Source organism: Streptomyces sp. NPDC055078, assembly GCF_053607985.1.
In genome coordinates this window covers 1-19,059 of sequence record NZ_JBSGUP010000081.1, presented here as the reverse complement: position 1 = coordinate 19,059, position 19,059 = coordinate 1, and the positions used below count along the sequence as shown (strand labels likewise).

The window sequence follows — 19,059 nt, the reverse complement described above, 5'->3', positions numbered from 1 at the left end:
GGCGATACGGCGCCCGCCCTCGATCGCCGCCAGCGCGTCCAGGGCGGCGCGGGCCGAGTCGGGGTTGGCGTTGTAGGTGTCGTTGAGCAGCGTCGCGCCGCAGGCGAGACCGCGCGGCTCCATGCGCCACTTTGACAGTGAGGCGGTGGCCAGCGCTGCCGTGGCCCCGCCGAGAGGTACGCCGGCCGCCAGCCCCGCGGCCGTGGCAGCCGACGCGTTGAGCGCCTGGTGGGCGCCCACGTGCGGCAGCGCGACGGGAGCCGAGGCGTCGGCGGTCCGCAGGGTGAAGGACGGCCGGCCGAGCCGGTCGAGGGCCAGGCCGAGCGGTCGCACGTCGGCGTGTTCGGCCCGGCCGAAGGTCAGCACCGGACCGTCGGTGAGCGCGCGCATCGCGACCACCCGGGGATCGTCGGCGTTGAGGACGGCGGTGCCGCCGGGCGCCAGCCCTCGTACCAGCTCGCCCTTGGCCCTGGCGATGGCCGCGCGCGATCCGAACTCGCCGAGGTGGGCCTGGCCGACATTGAGGACGACGGCGATGTCGGGCGCGACCAGGCCGGTGAGTTCGGCGATGTCGCCGACGTGGCGTGCGCCCATCTCCAGGACGAGAAACCGGGTGGCCGCGTCGGTGCGCAGCATGGTGAGCGGCACGCCGTACTCGTTGTTGAGCGAGCCGATCGTGGCGATCGTCGGCCCGGCGCCGGAAAGCACGGCCGCCAGCAGGTCCTTGGTGCTGGTCTTGCCCTGGGAGCCGGTCAGAGCGACCACGGTCAGCCCGTCGCGCAGCCGGGCCACGACATGGGCGGCGAGCGCCTGGAGCGCGGCCCGGACGTCCTTGACGACGACGGTGGGCAGGGGCGTGGGCCGGGAGCCGAGCACGGCCACCGCGCCCGCCCGCCCGGCCTGGCCGACGTAGTCGTGGCCGTCGACGTGCTCGCCGGCGAAGGCCACGAAGAGGCCGCCCGGCTCGGCCCGGCGGCCGTCGAGCACGGCCGGCGCGGTCACCGTCACAGCGCCGTCGCCCTCGACCGTCCCCCCGACGACCGCGGCGATCTCACCGAGGCTGAGCGGGATCACGACCGGGCCGCGCGGGGGTCGAGGAGCGGAAGCGGCCGGACAGCGCTGACAGCGCTGACGGGGCCGGCAGGACTGAGGCTGACAGGACCGAGGCTGACGGGTGCTGGTTCGCTGGAGGTCATGCCCTCAGTCATAGGGGGCGCGGTGTTGCCTGCATGTATGCGGCTTTCGATACGCCGACGATACGCACGTGGGCGGACGCGTCGAGGCCGTACGCGTGTGGACCGTCGCCTGGCGAGGACCGAGGACCGAGGACCGAGGACCAGGGACCAGGGACCGAGGGCTGCCGGAGCTGGCGCCGCCGACTGAAGGCGCGGCTGCCTTCCGGCAGGACCAAGGGCGCCGCCCAGCACGTCATGCGCCGTGCCGAGAAGGATTTCGACTCGGGCGACCGGGACCTTGCCGACCGGATGCGGACCGACCGCGGGCTTTGCCGATGCGTCAGGATCCCGGCGCGATCAATGCGCCCAGACTCCCCACCCGACCGGCCCGGAACATATCGTCGGCGTATCGAAATCCACATACGTACCGGCAACACCGCGCCGCCTTGAGTGGAGGCATGTCCTCCAGCGAACCAGTCCGAACCGCGGCCCACCGCACCCGATCGCCGACACCCCCGTCCCCCTCCGCCGTCCAGGCGATGGGAATCACCATTTATGGCTGCGGGCAGGACGAGGCCGTTCTGTTCCGGGAGCTGGCGCCCGGCTTCGGTGTCATGCCCACCATCACATCGGCGGCGGTTTCCGAAGCCAATGCTGAACTGGCCGCCGGAAACCGGTGCATCAGCGTCAGCCATAAAACCCGGATCACGAAGCCAGCTCTTCTTGCCCTCAGCCGAGCCGGCGTAGCGTACATCTCCACCAGGAGCATCGGCTACAACCACATCGACGTGGAGTACGCGGAACGTGTCGGCATCTCCGTGGGGAATGTCGCCTACTCGCCCGACAGTGTGGCCGACTACACGCTCATGCTCATGCTGATGGCGATACGGAACGCGAAATCGACTGTCCGGCGCGTGGGCATGCACGATTACAGGCTGAACGATGCGCGCGGGAAGGAACTGCGCGACCTCACCATCGGGGTGATCGGGACCGGACGTATCGGCACTGCGGTCGTGGACCGGCTGCAGGGCTTCGGCTGTCGAATACTGGCCCATGACAACAGCCCCAAGACCGCTGTCGATTACGTTCCCCTCGATGAGTTGCTGAAGCTGAGCGACATCGTCACGCTCCATGCGCCGCTCAACGCGGATACGCACCATCTCCTCAATCGTCAACGTATCGAGCAGATGAAGCACGGCGCGTTCGTCATCAATACCGGACGCGGTCCGCTGATCGACACCGAGGCCCTTGTTCCGGCCTTGGAGAGCGGCAGATTGGGCGGTGCGGCGCTCGATGTCATCGAAGGGGAGGAAGGAATCTTCTATGCCGACCGCAGAAACACACCCATCGAGAGCAAGCCGCTGCTGCGGCTGCAACGGCTGCCGAACGTGCTCATCAGTCCGCACACCGCCTATTACACCGACCACGCCCTGAGCGACACGGTCAAGAACTCCATCACCAACTGCCTGACATTCGAAAGCAGGAATCAGCATGGCTAGGCTGAAGGTCGGAATCCTCTTCGGCGGCTGCTCCGAAGAACACCCCGTCTCCGTCAAGTCCGCCCGGGAGGTCGCACGAAACCTCGACACCGAGAAGTATGAACCGTTCTATATCGGGGTGACACAGAGCGGAGTCTGGAAGCTCTGCGACGGCCCCGACCCGAACTGGGAGAACGGCGGCTCGCGTCCGGTTGTGCTGTCACCGGACCGGAGCGTCCACGGGTTGCTCGTTCTGGAGCAGGGGCGATACGGAACGGTCCGGCTGGACGTCGTGCTGCCCGTGCTGCACGGCAAGCTCGGTGAGGACGGTGCGATACAGGGCTTGCTGGAACTCTCCGGCATCCCCTACGTCGGCTGCGATGTCCAGAGTTCTGCTCTGTGCATGGACAAATCCCTTGCCTACCTCGTCGCCAGAAGCGCGGGAATCGCCACGCCGAATTTCTGGACCGTCACGGCGGACGAAAAAATCGATCCCGACCGGTTCACCTACCCCGTCTTCGTGAAGCCGGCCCGTTCGGGGTCGTCCTTCGGCGTCAGCAAGGTATCCCAACCAGAGGAGCTGCTGCCTGCGGTGGTCACCGCAGGACAGTACGACGCGAAGGTGCTGATCGAAGAGGCTGTCATCGGCAGCGAGATCGGGTGCGCCATCCTGGGGAACGATGATCTGGTCGCGGGTGAGGTGGATCGGATCGATCTCTCGCACGGCTTCTTCAAAATCCATCAGGAGGAAAATCCCGAAAGCGGCTCCGAGAACTCCACAGCGATCGTGCCCGCCGACATTCCGGCCGAGTCGCGATCACTCGTTCTGGAGACAGCGAAGGCCATATACCGCGCCTTCGGGTGCAGGGGACTTGCGCGGGTGGACATGTTCCTCAGGGAGGATGGCGAAGTAGTGCTCAACGAGGTCAACACGCTGCCCGGTCTGACCTCGTACAGCCGTTATCCGAGGATGATGGCGGCCGCGGGACTGCCGCTTGCCGAAGTGATCGACCGGGTAGTGTCGCTGGCCTTGACGGAGCACAGCCGATGAAGGAAGACTTCGTCTTCGTGGACGAGCTTGTGCCCGGAATACGCTGGGATGCCAAGTACGCCACCTGGGACAACTTCACCGGCAAACCGGTGGATGGATACCTGGCAAATCGAATCGTCGGCACAAGGGCGTTGTGCGCCGCTCTGGAAAGGGCGCAAGGAAAGGCCGAGTCCCTCGGCTTCGGCCTGCTCCTCTGGGACGGCTACCGCCCGCAGCGCGCCGTGGACTGCTTTCTGCGCTGGGCAGAGCAGCCCGAGGACGGCCGGACGAAGCAGCGGCACTACCCGAATATCGACAGAGCCGAGATGTTCGACCGGGGGTACGTGGCCACCGAGTCGAGCCACAGCCGGGGGAGCACCGTTGACCTGACGCTGTATCACCTGGCTACCGGTGAACTCGCTCCCATGGGCGGTGACCATGACCTGATGGATTCCCTCTCACATCATGGTGCACAAGGGGTCACGCAAGTCGAAGCGGCAAACCGTCAGTATCTGTGCTCCATCATGGATGACTGCGGTTTCAGCTCATACGACTGGGAGTGGTGGCATTACACGCTGAAATCCGAGCCCTATCCTGACAGCTATTTCGACTTTCCCATCACCTAGTCGACGGTGGGGCGATTCCCTGTGGTCGTCATCGGCGTCATCGGCTACCTACAGATGCTGATCCAGCGATGGGCCGGACAGCAGTTGTTCGGTCCAGATGCACTTGCCTTCGGCGGTGTGGCGTGCTCCCCAGCGGTGGGAGACGGCGGCGACGAGCTGGAGTCCCCGGCCGCCCTCGTCGGTGTCGGCCGCACGGCGGATCCGGGGTGTGGTCGGGCTGCCGTCGGACACCTCGCACACCAGTGTCTGACCGCGCAGCAGTCGCAACCGCATGGGCCCCTTCGCATGCCGGACCGCGTTTCCGACCAACTCGCTGGCGAGCAGTTCGGTGGTCATGGTGAGTTCTTCGAGATGCCACCGCGCGAGCTGGTCCCGGACGTGGTGACGCGCCTCGCCCGCGGCGACGGGGTGCTCGGGCAGCGGCCAGGAGGCGATGTCCCCGGGGCCCAGACCGTGCATCCGGACGATCAGCAGGGCGGCGTCGTCGAGCGTCCGCTGCCGGGCGGGCAGCAGGTCGGCGGTCACCACATCACACAGCCGGTCGATCTCCGCCTGGGTGGTCCGGGCCGGCGCGGAGGTGAGGGCCCGGGCGAGGCGGGCCATGCCGAGATTGATGTCGCGCGTACGGGACTCGACCAGGCCGTCGGTGTACAGCACGAGCAGGCTGCCCTCGGCCATGGTGGTCTCGACCGTGTCGAAGGGCGGGGTGGCGGCGCCGAGCGGTGGGTCGCCGGCCAGCTCGGGGAAGCGGACGGTCCCATCCGGTTCGACGATGGCGGGTGGTGGGTGGCCGGCGCTGGCGAGGACGCAGACGCGGGTGGTGGGGTCGTACACGGCGTACAAGCAGGTGGCGTAGAAGTCGTCACCGAGGTCGCTGACGAGGTCATTGAGGTGTGCGAGGAGTTCACCGGGCGGCAGTTCGAGGTCGGCGAGGGTGTGGACGGCGGTGCGCAGCCGTCCCATGGTGGCGGCCTCGGCGAGACCGTGGCCCATGACGTCGCCGATGACGAGGGCCACCCGGGCGGCGGACAGCGGGATCACGTCGTACCAGTCGCCGCCGACCTCACCGCCATCGCTGACCGGCAGAAAGCGGGCGGCGACGGTGACCGCGAGGAGATTGGGCAGCGCACGGGGGAGCATGCCGCGCTGTAGTTCCTGGGCGCGGGTGTGCTCGGCGTCGTACAGCCTGGCCCGCGCGAACGCCTGGGCGATCAGCCCGCTCAGCGCGGTGAACAGGGTGCGTTCCTCACCGGTGAGGTGGCGGGGCCGGTCGAAGGAGATGACGCAACAGCCGATGATCTCGCCGGAGGCGATCAGCGGCAGGAACGCCCAGGCGCCCTTGGCCGCCGCGGCGGGATAGCCCGCGTTCTCCGGGTACCGCTCGATGAACTCCTCCGGGGAGGAGATGAACCTCGGGCTGCGGCTGCCGAGCGCGTCGGCGACCGGCGACACATCCGCGAGGCGTTGCCCGGCGATCCGGTCGAGGAAGGTCCCCGAGTATCCGACCGACCCCACGACGTGCAGCCGTTCGCCCTCGATGGACTGGACGACCAGCCCCGCGGCGCCGAACGGCGGCAGCACATGATCGGCGACCGCGCGCACGACGTCCCGTACGGTGAGCGCCTGGGCGAGGGCCCTGGTCAGCACCCCGATGCGCGCGGCGCGTTCGGCGGCGGCACTCTCGGCACGGACGCGCTCGGCGTCGTGCCTGCGCTGCTCGGTCACATCGGTGAAGTAGACCGTCAGGCCACCGGGCACCGGGACGATCCTCATGTGGTACCAGCGCCGGGTGTCGGGCAGTTGGATGTCGAAGCCGATGGGTGTGCCGGCGGCGACGGCCTGCCTGGCCTGTTCCTCCAGGGCGAGTGCGCCGATCTCGGGAACGGCGTCCCACAGTACGGTGCCGACCAGTTGCCCCGCGGTGCCGAAGAAGCGCTCCGCCTGGACATTGGCGTAGGTGATCCGCCAGTCGGCGTCGACGGCGAAGAACCCGTCACTCATGTGCTTCAGTGCCCGGCCGACCGAGTCCCGTTCCATCCGGGTCCGGGTGGTGTCCCACGCGGTGCCGGTCATCCGGGCGGGCTCGCCGTCCTCCCCCGCGGTGACCTGCCCACGGGCTTCGATCCAGCTGATGCGGCCGTCCGGGTGGCGCAGCCGGTACTCGACACTGGCGACGCCCAGTTCCGGGATCACTTTGTTGAGTTCGGCGAGCACCCCGGGCAGATCGTCGGGATGGATCAGCTCCGACCAGGTCTCGATCCGGCCGTCGAAGGTGTCCCGGTCCCAGCCGAACGCCGCCAGCATCGCCTCGTCGCAGCGCAGTTCCCCGGTGCGTACGTCCCAGTCCCAGACGCCGACCTTGACCTCCCGCATGGCCTGCTCGACCCGGGAGTCGGACGGCTCCTGCCACCAGGCGGGGGCCAGCGTGCCCCGGGTGGGCGGCGACCGCCGCAGCCGCGCCGCGGCCCGGCCGGCCAGCACCTCAAGGAATGCCCGCTTCTCCGGGTCCGGCTCTCCGGACGTCGCCAGCAGGACGGACAGCGCGCCCAGCGGCCCGTCCGGACCGACCAGGGGGACGGCCGCCAGCCCGGTCCCCTCGGGGACGGTCCTCGGCCGCTCGTCGGACCCGGGCCGCTCCTCGGAACCGGCCGGCCGCTCCTCCGGCCCGTCCGGCGGTACGGCCGGGCCGGGAGCGGTCACCGGGGCCGCCGTGCCGGTGGTTGCCGTATCGGTGGCCGCCGTGTGGGTGGTTGCCGCGTCCGGGTCCGCCCTGTCCGGATCCGCCATGTCCGGGTCCGCCGTGTCCGTGGTCGGCGGAACCCAGACGAACGCGCCGGAGCGCACAGCCAGCGCGGGGGCCACGTCCTCGTCCCACCCCAGATCCTCCCAGGCCGCCGCGAGGGGGCGGGGGAGCCCATTGGCCACATCCAGCCGCAGTCTGCGGTCCGGCGCGCGCACCAGATGCACCATGCCACCCAGTCCACCGAGGTCGGCCACCGCCTGGTGCAGCACGAGCCGGAGCGCCTCCGTCCCGGTCAGGCCCTCGGCTGCCTTCAGCAGGCCAAGACGGGTCTCCCGCACCTGCCGCGACGAGGAAGCCGGAGCTTGAGCGCCCTGGTCTGCCATAGCCGCTCCCTCACCTGCTACCTTGCGGTAATTCTATCATTTATGGTGAAATGTAAAGTTTCTCCCAAAGGTCAGGCCGCAAGGGTCAGGCCGTAGAGTTCAGGCGGCAGAGTTCAGGCCCAAAGGCCAGACGGCGCCCAGCGCCGCAGCGCGCGGAGGTAGCCGGCGGACCGGGCCCCCATCGGCGACCTCACGTCATGAACCCGTCGCGCGGACCCCGGCCCGTGGCTCACAGGACAGGGACTCACAGCACAAAGGACGCGGTCACCGGCAGATGGTCGCTTCCGGTGGCGGGCAGGGTCCCCGCGGAGACCGGCCGGATGCCGCGCGCGAGGATGTGGTCGATGCGGGCCAGCGGGAGCCGGGCGGGCCAGCTGAAGCCGAATCCGGCTCCCGCCACCTCCTGTGCGGACGTCATTCCGCGCAGGAGGGGGGCCAGCCCCCGGTCGTGCGGTGTGCCGTTGAAGTCCCCGACGACGAGGGTCTTCGCCGAGGAGTCCCGGTTGACGGCGTCGGTGAGCAGGCGGGCCGCGGCGTTGCGGCGGTCGGTGGTGAAGCCGGAATCCGCGGTGACCCGAACCGATGCCAGATGGGCCACGAAGACGGTGACGGGGCCTTTGGGCGTGGTGAGTGTGGCGCGCAGGGCCCGCGGCCACGGCATGATGTCCACGGGTTCGGCCCCGGTCATCTCGTACGTACTCCACAGGCCCACTCCGCCCTGGACCGTGTGGTGCCGGTAGCGGGCGGGAAGGGCCCGCTGGAACTCCTCACGTGCCGTGGGGGAGAGTTCCTGGACCGCGATCATCTGGGCGCCTGTCTCCGCGAGTTCGCGGGCCGTACCCCCGGGGTCGGGGTTGTCCGCGCCGATGTTGTGGCTGACCACGGTCAGCTCACCGCCCGGGTTCCTCTTGTCGGTGAGGGAGCCGCCGAACTGGGCGAGCCAGGCCAGTACGGGGAGGAGTACGGCGATGAGGGCGAGCGGCGAGCGGCGCACCAGCGCGAGCAGGAACAACGGCGGGACCGCCAGCGCCGACCAGGGCAGGAACGTTTCGATGAGGCTGCCCGGGTTGCCTGCGCTGTTGGGCGCGAGAGGGTGGGCGAGCAGGGCCGCCGCGTACAGGACGCTCGCCGCGGCGACCCATCTGCCCCTGCGCCAGTCGATCCTCCGCCGTACGCCACCGCCCGTCCGGTCTTCCGCGCGGTCACCGGTGGCGGGGAGCAGCTCCTCCGTGGTCATCGCCGGCCGGTCCGCTGTGCCGCGGCGACGAGCCGTTCCGTGGCGGCGAAGACGGCCTGGAGCCCCTGGGCGGGCGTGGTGTTCGGCCTCTGGTGCAGAACGACCCCGAGGACCGGTCCCGCCTTCGCACCGCGCCCGTTCGTGGCGGCCCACATCAGGGCTCCGCCGGCCGGGGTGCTCGATCCGGTCTTGCCGCCGATGACGCCGGAGGTGCCGAGCAGCTTGTTGGTGTTGGCGATGGTGCCCGTCGCGCCCCCGATGGCGACCTCGCGGGTGCCGGTGATCGCCCGGAAGACCGGGTCGCGCATGACCTCGCGGGCGAGCCGGAGCTGGTCGTCCGAGGTGCTCGTGGTGTCGGGCGCGAAGCCGCTCGCGTCGGTGTATGTGGTGCGCTTCATACCGAGGGCGGCGGCGGCACGGTTCATCTTCGCGACGAAGGCGCTCTCGCTGCCCGCGTCCCAGCGGGCCAGCAGCCGGGCGATGTTGTTCCCGGAGGGCAGGAGCAGCATCTCCAGCAGCTGCCGCTGGGTGAGCTTCCGGCCCGCCTCGACGGGGACGACCGACTCCACGCCGGAGACGGACTCGTCCTGGGCCTGCTGGTCGACGGTGATGAGCGGGCCGGGTTTCCCCTCCGGGAGCGGATGGTTCGTGAGGATGACGTGCGCGGTCATGACCTTGGTGACACTGGCGATGGGCACGGGCTTCTGCTCACCGCTCGTTCCTGACCTGCCGCTTTCCGTGTCGGTCACACTCGCCTGGCCGCTCTTCGGCCACGGCAGCGACAGTTCGCCGGTGGCGGCGGGTGCCTTCGCCGGGCTGTCCTGTCCTGCCCGGGTGGTGATGACCCAGCCGCCGAGGACGGTGAGGAGCAGGGCCATCACCGTGCCCCAGAGCACGAGGGCGGGCACCCGGGGCGTGGTTCGCCGGTCGGTGGTCGCCGGACCGTGGTCGGACGGTGGGTGCGACGGTGGGTGCACAGCTGCCTCCAGGAGGGACGGGCACGCGGGATCCGCGCACGTCAACGACCCTGCGAGGCGGGTGTGTCCACACCACTGAGACCGCTCGTCCGGTACTGCTCGGCTGTGTGTCCGCCGTGTATCAGCCGGCGGTGCTGTCCCTGACAGTCCTGTCCCGGGCGGGCGGGTCCCCTGCGGTCCTGTTCCCGGCGGGCGGGTTCCCGCCGGTTCGGTCCCCGCTGGTCGGGTCCCCGGCGGTTCGGTCCTCTTCGGGAAGGCGGAGGACGGCGACCGCGCCGCCGTCGTCCGCGTTGGCCAGTCGGAGCGTCGCCCCGATGACCCGCGCCTGCCCCATGGCGATGGTCAGCCCCAGACCATGGCCGTGGCCGCGTTCCGACGCGCCGGTACGGAACCGCTGCGGCCCGTCCGCCAGCAGCCGGCCGGGAAAGCCGGGACCGTGATCGCGTACGGTCACGGTCGTACCGTCCACCCGCACCTCGACGGGCTCGCGGCCATGGCGATGTGCGTTGAGCACCAGGTTGGCGATGATGCGGTCCAGCCGGCGCGGGTCGGTCGAGACCCGCAGATCGCGGACGACCGTCGTACGGGTCCGCTGTCCGGTCCGGGTGACCGACTCCGCGACGACGCTGCCCACCGGCACGAACCGCGAGTCGGCCGCCTCCGCCCCGGCGTCCAGACGGGAGATCTCCAGCAGATCCTCGACCAGTCCGCGCAGGACGCGCACCCGGTCCCGTACGAGATCGGTCGCCCGGCCCTCCGGCAGCAGTTCGGTGGAGGTGACCAGTCCCATCAGCGGTGTCCGCAGTTCATGGGCGACATCGGCGGTGAACCGCTGCTCGCCGAGGAGCCGCTCCTGGAGGGAGTGGGCCATCGAGTCGACCGCTCCCGCGATCTCGGTGATCTCGTCCCCGCGCCTTCCGCCCGCTCCGGTACGGGCGTCCAGATCGCCGTCCGCGATGCGCCGGGCGGTCCGCGCGACACGGCGGAGACGGCGGTTGAGCAGTGCGGTGACGAGGAGGGAGAGGGGGACGATCACGACGAGGGTCGCCGCCGAGACCTTGACGATGGTGCGGTCCAGGGCGGCCAGGTTCCGCTGCTCGGCGCTCATGTCCATGTTGACGGCGAGCACCTCGCCGTCCAGGGGCTGAGCGGCCCACATCCACGGGCCGTGGCGGCTCTGTGTGTCGTACCAGGTGACGGGCCCGTCGGCGCGCTCCACCCGGCGGAGCACTTCGGGCGGGATCTCCGCCGGATCCAGCCTGGCTCCGTCCAGGGACGCCTGGCTGTCCTGCCGGAGGTCCTCCGCCGTGGACTCCAGCTCTTCCAGCGCCCGGCCCGCGCCCTCCCGCTGGTGCCGCTCGACGGTGGCACGGTGCACCAGGACGCCCACGGCCAGGGCCGCGGCACAGGCTGCCGCGACCACCAGCGCGGCGATCTTCCACCGCAGCGATCTCCAGTTCCACAGGCTCCGCCACACCGTGGCGGCCGTGTTCCGTGCGTCCATCACATCAGCGCCGCAGCTTGTAGCCGAAGCCGCGGACCGTTTCGACACGGTCCGCGCCGATCTTCCTGCGGAGCCGCTGCACGCACAGGTCGACGACCCGGCTGTCGCCGTCCCACCCGTAGTCCCATACGTTGCGCAGCAGTGCCGTCCGGTCCAGGACGATCCCGGGGTGCGCCACGAACTCCAGCAGGAGCCGCAGCTCCGTGGGGGCGAGTGCGATCCGCTCACCGCCCCGGAACACCTCAAGTCCACGGGTGTCCACCGTCAGGTCGCCGAAGACGAGCCGGTCCCGGCCCGGTCCCGGCTGCTCCGACCCGGCGGGATCGGGGGTGAAGGTGGCCCGGCGGAGCAGGGCGCGGATCCGCGCCACCAGCACCGGGGTGTCCACGGGCTTCACCACATAGTCGTCGGCGCCCGCTTCCAGGCCCGACACCACATCCAGCGAGTCGCCACGGGCGGACATCATCAGCACGGGGGCCAGGCTGGTCTCCCGTACCTTCCGGCACAGCCCGATGCCGTCCAGCTCCGGCAGCATCACATCCAGCAGCAGTACGTCAGGGGAGTGCTCCCGGAACATTTCAAGACCCGTGAGGCCGTCCGCCGCCGACCGCATCCGGTAGCCGTAGCGTTCCAGGGCCATCGAGACCGACGTACGGATCACCTCGTCGTCCTCGACCAGGAGGACGACCGGAGCCTGTTCGGGCGGCTCCGTACCACCCCCCGAGCCGGGCACGGCATCATCCCGCGGTACTGCGGTCACTCCGGGCCTTCCTCACCTCTACGACGCTGGTCAACGATGTCCCATACTGCCTTGCCGGAGGCCATGCACGTCGTCGGCCGTCCGCCGCGGGCCCTCGGGGTCCGCCGTGCCCACGGTGCGACAGGTACCCATCCGTCTCGCTGCCGCCGTGTATCGGTTCCGTACAGGCTGAGTATCCGCGAGCCGGGTGGCGAACCGGGCGTGGCCGGTGGCCGCCGGATGGCGTCGGGGTCGCCCCCCAGGGCCGTAGAGGTGTTCGTAGAGGTGTTCGTAGAGGTGACGTGCCGTCATACGACGGTCACCATCCGTGACGTACCGTCATGCGACGGTCACGGCCGGTACGGAGGGAGCCGCGCCGAGCAACGCACGCCTCCGGCGCCCGCTGAGACAGCCTCGGAGTCCGCTACGGGCGGTTGGCCCGGTCGGCCGACCAGGGTGAGCAGGGCCCCTGCTGCCCTTCCGGGACCGCCTGCCGCGCTGCCGCCGGGCGTGAGACCATCCGTGGTGAACATCGGGTTACGATCGAAGCACGCCCCCGAGTCGCTCCCAGCGGGCATTGTCCGTTCTCATGCCTCCTGGGGTGGCGATTCGGTATCGCGTGGAATTGACCGGCAGGGCCTTTCGGGGAATTTTGTTGTGCAAAGTCCAGCGTTGCCTTCAGATACTGCTTGCTGGCAGGGTGGACACCCTGCGCAGCGACCACGCATGACCGACGTGCGTCAACACGGGGAGGTTCCGGCCTTGTTCCATGGGGTGCCGCAGACCGGCCGGGTGGCAGGGCCTCCGGTCCCCGCCGTTCCCCCGGCCGCCGGGCCGTATGTCCCGACTGCAACCCGGCTGGGAACCCGGACGGCTCCGCGCACGGGACGTGGCGGGGTGCCGGCCACGCTGTCAGGGCGGAAGGGGCCGGGGGCGGACCGGTGACCGAAGCCGACAGCAAGGCTGCCACGGCACGTAACAACTCCGCCTCGCTGAGGCGGGCGCTCGCCATCCTCTTCTATCTCGGCGAGGGCGGCGGCGCGCAGGGTGCCACGCTCGCGGAACTGACCGCCGCCCTGAGCATGAACAAGAGCACGGTGCTGCGTCTGCTGGCGCCCCTGTGCGAGGTGCGGCTGGTCGAGCAGGACCAGCGCACCGGCCGCTACCGGCTCGGCTGGCGCAACGCGCAACTGGGACACGCCTATCTGGACCGGCTGGACCTGCGGGACACGGCCCATGACGTACTCGAACGGCTGACCTCCGACTCCGGCGAGACGTCCTGTCTGGTGATCCCCGACCTGCCGGACGTGGTCTATGTGGACAAGACCGACAGTCCGCAGTCGGTGCGGATGCACGCACCCGTCGGGAGCCGTCGGCCCGCCTATTGCACCGGCGTCGGCAAGGCTCTGCTGGCGCACGCGGGCGAGGAAGCGGTGAACGCGGTGATCGCGGACGGCCTCCCCCGGCACACCCCGCACACCCTCACCACCCCCGAGGCCCTGCACGCCGATCTGGCCCTGGTCCGCTCGCGTGGCTACGCGGTCGACAGCATGGAGCACGAGCCGGACATCCGCTGTGTCGCGGCACCGGTGTTCGACCACGCGGGCACCGCGATCTGCGCGGTCGGCGTCACCGGGCCCGCCGTACGCGTCACCGCCGAGCGGGTGCCCGAACTCGGCCCGCTGGTGTCGGCCGCCGCGGCGGAGATCTCCCTGCGGCTCGGAGCCGACCGCTGAGCCTCGCGCGTCAGGGCCGGCCGGCCGGAAGCGGGTCAGGTCGGGCCGGGCGGGAGCGGGCCGGGCCGACCGGGAGCGGGTCAGGTCGGTCAGGAGCAGCGGGTCAGGTCGGCGGTGGAGCGGCGCGTCAGGTCAGGCCGGGCGCGGAATCAGGGGATCCGGTGCGCGATCCGGTCATGATGGCGCACGGCCGAGACGGTCCCGTCGGACTCCCGGACGAAGGAGAGCGCGTCGCCGAGCGGGCTGCCGTCCGCCGCGAGGGCGACCAGGGTGTCGGGCGGGGCGAGCACCAGCCGGTCGGGGGAGTCGAGGGTGATGACGTACTGGCCCGGTTCCGCCGCGGCCTGGTTCGCGATGATCCGCATCTCGCCCCCGGCCTCCCCCCGGGCGAGGGTGATCGTGCCGTAGAACCCGCAGTCGTACGTCCCCAGGAGGGCCTCCGCCAGTTCGTCGCCCACCGGCAGCAGTGCGCGGTCGGGCGTTCGTCCGAACGCCGCGGTGAGAATCAGCCGTTCGACCTCGTCGGCCACGGCCGCACCGTGGAGCGAGTTCGTCAGTACGGCACAGGCGAGGCCGTGGGAGGGGACGAGCACCAGGCGGCTCGCGTAGCCGATGGTGAGCCCGTCGTGCGACATCGCCGGGCTGCCGCCGTGCTCTCCGAGCATCCACGCGAGACCGATGTCACGGCCGGAGCTTCCCCGGTGGGCCTGGACCCGGAAGAGGCCGCTGGGCGCCGCGGGCGAGGTGACGTACACCGCGTACTTCATGAGGTCGCGGGCCGTGCTGAGGACACCGCCGCCTGGCACGTCCCAGCCGGGGAGCTGCCAGTGCCGCTGCCATCCCCGGTCGATGAGCAGGGTGGGCCGGCCCTCCTGGTCACGGCCGTGCGGTGCGGCGACCCGCCGGGTCACGACCTGGTCGGCGGTGGTGAAGGTGCCCGACATACCGGCCGGGTCGAGGACCTCGTCCTGGAGGACATCCGGGTAGCGCCGGCCGGTGACGCGCTCCACCACCGCGGCGGCCACCATGATTCCCGGGCCGCTGTACGAGTAGTCCGTTCCCGGTGCGAAGAGCAGCGGCCGGCGGACGAAGTGCGCCAGTGACGCCTGTACGGAGTCGTCGGGGTGACCCGCGAGCAGCTTCGGGGCGTCGGCGATCATGTTCTGTGCGTCGATGCCGGAGGTGTGCGTGATCAGGTGCCGCAGGGTGATCCGCCCGTCGATGCCGGTACCGGCGGGGAACAGCGGTGCCACGGGTGCGTCCAGCTCCACCTGTCCCGCGTCGGCCAGCCGCCCGATGACGAATCCCAGCAGGGTCTTGGAGATCGAGCCGACCTGGAAGATGGTGTCGGGGTCGACGGGGAGGCTGTGGGCCACGTTGGTGACGCCGTAGCCGAGCAGCGCGGTCTCGCCGTCGGACAGCACGCCCACCGCGGCGCCGGGCACCGCGTACCGGGTGAGGATCTCGGGGACTCGGGCGTCGAGCAGGGCGGTGATGTCGGACACGGTGACGATCCTTCTGCGAGGGTGCTGGACGGGAGCCGGGGAAGACCGGGAGGTCAGGCGCCCGCCGCGGTACGGGTGTGGGGGTCGAGCCGGTCGCGCAGGACATCGCCGAGCAGATTGAACGCGAGGACGAGGATCACGAACGCGATGGAGGGGAACGCCACGACCCAGGGGTCGGTGAGCAGGAACTGCTGGGACGACGAGATCATGCTGCCGTAGTCCGCGTCGGGCGGGCGGACGCCGAAGCCGAGGAAGCTCAGGGCGGCGTAGGCCCCCTCCGCGGTGGAGAGGTTGATCGCGGTCATGATGACCAGCGGGGAGGCGATGTTGGGCAGGATGTGGCGGAACACGATCCACAGCCTGCCGCGCCCGCACAGCCGCGCGGCGTCGACAAAAGCGCGCTGTGAGACCTCCAGGGTCGAACCGCGGGCGATGCGCGCGAACCGGGGGACGGTCACGATGCCGATCGCCAGCGCCGCGTTGATCAGACCGCTGCCCATCGCCGCCAGCACCAGGATGGCGAGGAGGTACTCGGGGATCGCGAACAGCAGATCGACGACGCGCGACAGGATGCCGTCCCACACCCGGCCGAGGAACCCGGCCGCGATTCCGATGGCGGTGCCGATCACCAGGGCGAACAGCACGGCGTAGGTCGCGGACAGCAGCGCGGGGCGGGTGGCGGCGATGATGCGCGAGACCTGGTCGCGTCCCAGCGCGTCCGTGCCCAGCCAGTGTTCCGACGACGGAGGGGAGAGCCGTGGGCCGGCGCTGACCTCGTTCGGGCCGTACGGCATGAGGAACGAGCCGAAGGCCGCCAGGAAGATATAGCCGAGGATGAGGAATACGGCGATGTTGGCCACGGTGCCGCGCAGCGGCGAGCGGAAGGAGCGCTTTCGGGTGGGCGACGGCGCGTTGGGCGGGGATGGGCGGGCGACGGTGCTGGTCACGCTGACTCCCGTTTCTGTTCTAGGTGCTGATGATGCGTCGGTCGACGAACGGCAGTGCGATGTCGACCAGCAGGTTGCCGAAGATGAACGCGGCGGCGATGACGAGGGCCTGGGCGGTGAGCTGGGAGAAGTCCCGGTTCGAGATCGAGGCGAGCACTCCCCGCCCCAGCCCCGGCAGGCTGAAGATCTCCTCCACGATGAACAGTCCGCCGACAAGGAAGCCGAAGATGAAGCCGATCAGGGTGAGTACGGGCGGCAGGGCGGTGCGCAGGGCGTAGAGATAGCGGATACGCCACTCCGCGATCCCGTTGGTGCGTGCCGTGGTGATGTGCGGCTGCGCGAGGACCTCGATCATCGATGAGCGGGTCATCTGTGCCACGAGCGGCGCGGTGGGGATGCCGACCGCCAGTGCCGGCAGCAGCATGGTCTGCAGATTGCCGACGGCGCTCGCGGAGAAGGGGATGTAGCTCGCCGAGTACAGATTGGTCAGGTACTGCGCCGCCACATAGAGGGCGGCGGAACCCGTCACAAAGCCGGGGAAGGCGAACACGATGAGCAGTGGGAGCCGGATGCCCCAGTCGATGCCCTTGCCCGAGCGGGTCGCCGCGACCACTCCGACCGGGAGCCCGATCAGGACCGCGATGACCAGCCCCATGAGGGCCAGTTCGAAGGAGATCGGTGCCTGCTGGGCGATCACGTCGAGGTTGTTCTGCCCGGAGATCGGCGACACCCCGAAGTCTCCGCGCAGCGCGTCCCCGAACCAGTCGGCGTACTGGCGGTAGAGGGGCTGGTCAAGACCGAGGTCCCGCTCGACGGCGGCGATGGTCGCGGGTGACGCCTTGGGTCCGGCGATCACCGATGCCGCGTTGCCCGGCACGAGGCCGCGGCCCGCGAAGAACACCAGCGCCGAGAGCGCCAGCAGGACGGCCGCGGCACCGATGAGTTTCTTGGTCAGGTAGAGGATCAACGCTCTCCTCCGAGATCTGCCGCGCCCGTCGTGGCGGAGCCGGTGTGTGCGGTCGTGGCGGAGCCGGTGTGTGCGGCCGGGGTCAGCGTGAGTTCGCCCGGCCGGTGGCAGCGCACGCGGTGCCCCGTGGTCATTTCCGTGAGCTCGGGGGCGACCCGCACACATCTGTCGTCGGCGATCGGGCAACGCGGCGCGAAGCGGCAGCCGGACGGCGGGTTGACCGCGCTCGGCGGCTCCCCTCGCAGAACGACGCGTTCGATGCCCTCGCCTTCCTGGAAGATGCTGGGTTCAGTGGAGCGGAGGGCGACGGAGTACGGATGCAGCAGCCCCCGGTCGAACGCCTCGGCCGGTGCCTCCTCCACGATCTGTCCGAGATACATGACCGCCATCGCATGGCTGACCTGGCGCACCGCGCGCAGATCGTGCGAGATGAAGACATACGCGGTGCCGGTGTCGCGCTGCAGCCGCTCCAGCAGCTCCAGCACCTGGGCCTGGAGGGACGCGTCCAGCGAACTCACCGCCTCGTCCAGGAGGATGAGATCGGGCCGGGCGATCAGAGCGCGGGCGATGCACACACGCTGCTGCTGGCCACCGGACAGCTGGTGTGGGTAGCGGGAGCCGAGGCCGAGCGGCAGCCCGACCGAGTCGAGCGCCGCGTCGACGCGCCGCTCCCGCTCGGCCCGGTCGACACCGCCGAGGGCCTCGGCGACGCTGGCCCGTACCGTCATCCGGGGGTCCAGGGCGCTCGCCGGATCCTGGAAGACCGCCTGCACCCTGCCGTCCGCGCCGGCGGTGACATCGCGCAGGCCGGTGCCCACCAGCACCGAACCGGACGTCGGGGTGTCCAGTCCGGTGATCAGCCGCCCGAGTGTGGACTTCCCACACCCCGACTCGCCGACCAGTCCGAGTGTGTGCCCGGCCCGCAGCCGTACGCTGATGCCGTCCACGGCGTGCACCTGGGCGCGTTCGCCCCGCAGGCTGGTGCGCCGCATCCGGAAGTGTTTGACCGCCTCCCGGACGTCGAGCACCACATCCGGCCGGTCCCCGGCCGCTGTCCGCGGTGTCTGCTTCCCGGTCATGGCACCAACTCCCTCGGGCCGTCCCCGTCCCCGTCCCCGTTCGCGTTCCCGTCCCCGTTCGCGGCGCCGTTGCCGTTGCCGTTGCCGTTTCCGGCGCCGCCGCCGTCCGTGTCCCCGGCTCCGGCGCCGTCACCTGCCCCGGCCTCGTACCGGGTGACCTCGCCGCGGGCCGCGGCGATCAGGGACCGGGTGTAGGGGTGGGTGGGGCGCAGCAGGACGTCGGACGCCGCGCCCCTCTCGACGATCCGCCCGCCGTACATCACCATCACGGTGGTGCACAGTTCGGCGACCACACCGACATCGTGTGAGATCAGCAGCAGGGTCATCCCGGACTCGGCCACCCGCTCCCGCAGCAGTTCGATGACCTGCGCCTGTACGGTGACGTCCAGCGCCGTGGTGGGTTCGTCGGCGATCAGCAGGTCGGGGTGGTTGAGCAGGGCCATGGCGATCATGACGCGCTGCCGCATACCGCCCGACAGTTCGTGCGGGTAGCTGCGCCGCTTGACCTCGGCGTCACCGATGCCGACCCGGCGCAGCGATTCCTCGACGGTCGCCGTACGCTCCCGGCGGCTGAGGGAGCGGTGCGCGGACAGTACGTCGGACAGCTGCCGCCCGATCGTGAAGACCGGGTTGAGGTTTCCCAGGGGATCCTGGGGGACCCGCGACATCCGGGTGCTGCGCAGGGCCCGCAGTTCGGAGGGTTTGAGTGCCGTCAGATCGTGCCCGTCGAGGCCGACGCGACCGGAGACCGAGGCCGAGTCCGGCAGCAGCCGCAGGACGGCCGCCGCCAGCGTCGACTTCCCGGACCCGGACTCGCCGGCACGCAGATGGAGTACTCACTGCTCCAGCGGGGCGTCGAGCGGGAGGTGCTGCCCGCCGCCCTCGACCTCGGGATCGGGCTGCTGCCCTCCTCGCCGCTGGGGCGCGGGGTGC

15 protein-coding genes and 1 pseudogene are annotated in these 19,059 nt (G+C 70.4%); 5 read left to right on the top strand and 11 right to left on the bottom strand.

What is annotated here, in order from left to right; genetic code table 11:
• Positions 1-1,074 (bottom strand): UDP-N-acetylmuramoyl-tripeptide--D-alanyl-D-alanine ligase (locus ACWF94_RS10175; protein WP_453486553.1); only part of this gene is annotated, 1,074 nt, incomplete at its 3' end.
• A 640-nt stretch (positions 1,075-1,714) separates the two neighbouring features.
• On the opposite strand from ACWF94_RS10175, the gene vanH reads away from it, so the two are divergent.
• Genes vanH through vanX form a run of 3 tightly spaced genes read left to right on the top strand, consistent with a single transcriptional unit; the run spans position 1,715 to position 4,309 of the window.
• Positions 1,715-2,674, top strand: coding sequence for a D-lactate dehydrogenase VanH (gene vanH / locus ACWF94_RS10170; protein ID WP_453486551.1), 960 nt, complete (start codon positions 1,715-1,717; stop codon positions 2,672-2,674).
• Positions 2,667-3,704, top strand: a complete 1,038-nt coding sequence (gene vanA-Sc, locus ACWF94_RS10165; RefSeq protein ID WP_453486548.1) for a D-alanine--(R)-lactate ligase VanA-Sc — start codon at positions 2,667-2,669, stop codon at positions 3,702-3,704. The genes vanH and vanA-Sc overlap by 8 nt, the downstream gene beginning before the upstream one ends.
• Positions 3,701-4,309, top strand: a complete 609-nt coding sequence (vanX, locus tag ACWF94_RS10160; protein ID WP_453486546.1) for a D-Ala-D-Ala dipeptidase VanX — start codon at positions 3,701-3,703, stop codon at positions 4,307-4,309. Before vanA-Sc ends, vanX begins: the two co-directional genes overlap by 4 nt.
• Before the next feature lie 48 nt (positions 4,310-4,357).
• On the opposite strand, the gene ACWF94_RS10155 is transcribed toward vanX, so the two are convergent.
• The 5 genes from ACWF94_RS10155 to cseB form a co-directional block, all read right to left on the bottom strand.
• Positions 4,358-7,435 carry a SpoIIE family protein phosphatase gene (locus tag ACWF94_RS10155; RefSeq protein ID WP_453486543.1) on the bottom strand — a complete coding sequence of 1,026 codons (3,078 nt, stop codon included), beginning with the start codon at positions 7,433-7,435 and terminating at the stop codon, positions 4,358-4,360.
• 244 nt (positions 7,436-7,679) lie between these two features.
• Positions 7,680-8,672: an endonuclease/exonuclease/phosphatase family protein gene (locus ACWF94_RS10150; protein ID WP_453486540.1), complete on the bottom strand. Its 993-nt coding sequence runs from the start codon at positions 8,670-8,672 to the stop codon at positions 7,680-7,682.
• Complete coding sequence (locus tag ACWF94_RS10145) at positions 8,669-9,649, bottom strand: D-alanyl-D-alanine carboxypeptidase family protein (RefSeq protein ID WP_453486539.1); 981 nt, start codon at positions 9,647-9,649, stop codon at positions 8,669-8,671. Before ACWF94_RS10145 ends, ACWF94_RS10150 begins: the two co-directional genes overlap by 4 nt.
• A gap of 121 nt (positions 9,650-9,770) precedes the next feature.
• The gene (locus ACWF94_RS10140) at positions 9,771-11,153 is read right to left on the bottom strand and encodes an ATP-binding protein (RefSeq protein WP_453486537.1); all 1,383 of its coding nucleotides are present in this window, start codon (positions 11,151-11,153) and stop codon (positions 9,771-9,773) included.
• A gap of 4 nt (positions 11,154-11,157) precedes the next feature.
• Positions 11,158-11,886 carry a two-component system response regulator CseB gene (gene cseB, locus ACWF94_RS10135; protein ID WP_453486557.1) on the bottom strand — a complete coding sequence of 243 codons (729 nt, stop codon included), beginning with the start codon at positions 11,884-11,886 and terminating at the stop codon, positions 11,158-11,160.
• Between the two features lie 947 nt (positions 11,887-12,833).
• On the opposite strand from cseB, the gene ACWF94_RS10130 reads away from it, so the two are divergent.
• On the top strand, positions 12,834-13,628 hold the full coding sequence (locus ACWF94_RS10130) for an IclR family transcriptional regulator (RefSeq protein ID WP_453486536.1): 795 nt from the start codon (positions 12,834-12,836) through the stop codon (positions 13,626-13,628).
• A gap of 149 nt (positions 13,629-13,777) precedes the next feature.
• Here the strand turns inward: ACWF94_RS10130 and ACWF94_RS10125 are convergent, their stop codons facing one another.
• The 5 genes from ACWF94_RS10125 to ACWF94_RS10105 are packed head-to-tail and all read right to left on the bottom strand — an operon-like array spanning position 13,778 to position 18,893.
• The gene (locus tag ACWF94_RS10125) at positions 13,778-15,133 is read right to left on the bottom strand and encodes a serine hydrolase domain-containing protein (RefSeq protein ID WP_453486534.1); all 1,356 of its coding nucleotides are present in this window, start codon (positions 15,131-15,133) and stop codon (positions 13,778-13,780) included.
• A 53-nt stretch (positions 15,134-15,186) separates the two neighbouring features.
• Positions 15,187-16,080, bottom strand: coding sequence for an ABC transporter permease (locus ACWF94_RS10120; RefSeq protein WP_453486532.1), 894 nt, complete (start codon positions 16,078-16,080; stop codon positions 15,187-15,189).
• 19 nt (positions 16,081-16,099) lie between these two features.
• Entirely contained in the window at positions 16,100-17,047 is a 948-nt protein-coding gene (locus tag ACWF94_RS10115) for an ABC transporter permease (protein WP_453486530.1), read from the bottom strand.
• Entirely contained in the window at positions 17,044-18,126 is a 1,083-nt protein-coding gene (locus ACWF94_RS10110) for an oligopeptide/dipeptide ABC transporter ATP-binding protein (RefSeq protein ID WP_453486529.1), read from the bottom strand. The genes ACWF94_RS10115 and ACWF94_RS10110 overlap by 4 nt, the downstream gene beginning before the upstream one ends.
• Positions 18,123-18,893, bottom strand: coding sequence for an ABC transporter ATP-binding protein (locus tag ACWF94_RS10105; protein ID WP_453486555.1), 771 nt, complete (start codon positions 18,891-18,893; stop codon positions 18,123-18,125). Before ACWF94_RS10105 ends, ACWF94_RS10110 begins: the two co-directional genes overlap by 4 nt.
• Before the next feature lie 45 nt (positions 18,894-18,938).
• Between ACWF94_RS10105 and ACWF94_RS10100 the strand changes: the two are divergent.
• Positions 18,939-19,059, top strand: a pseudogene (locus ACWF94_RS10100) (aldo/keto reductase); the annotation flags it as partial.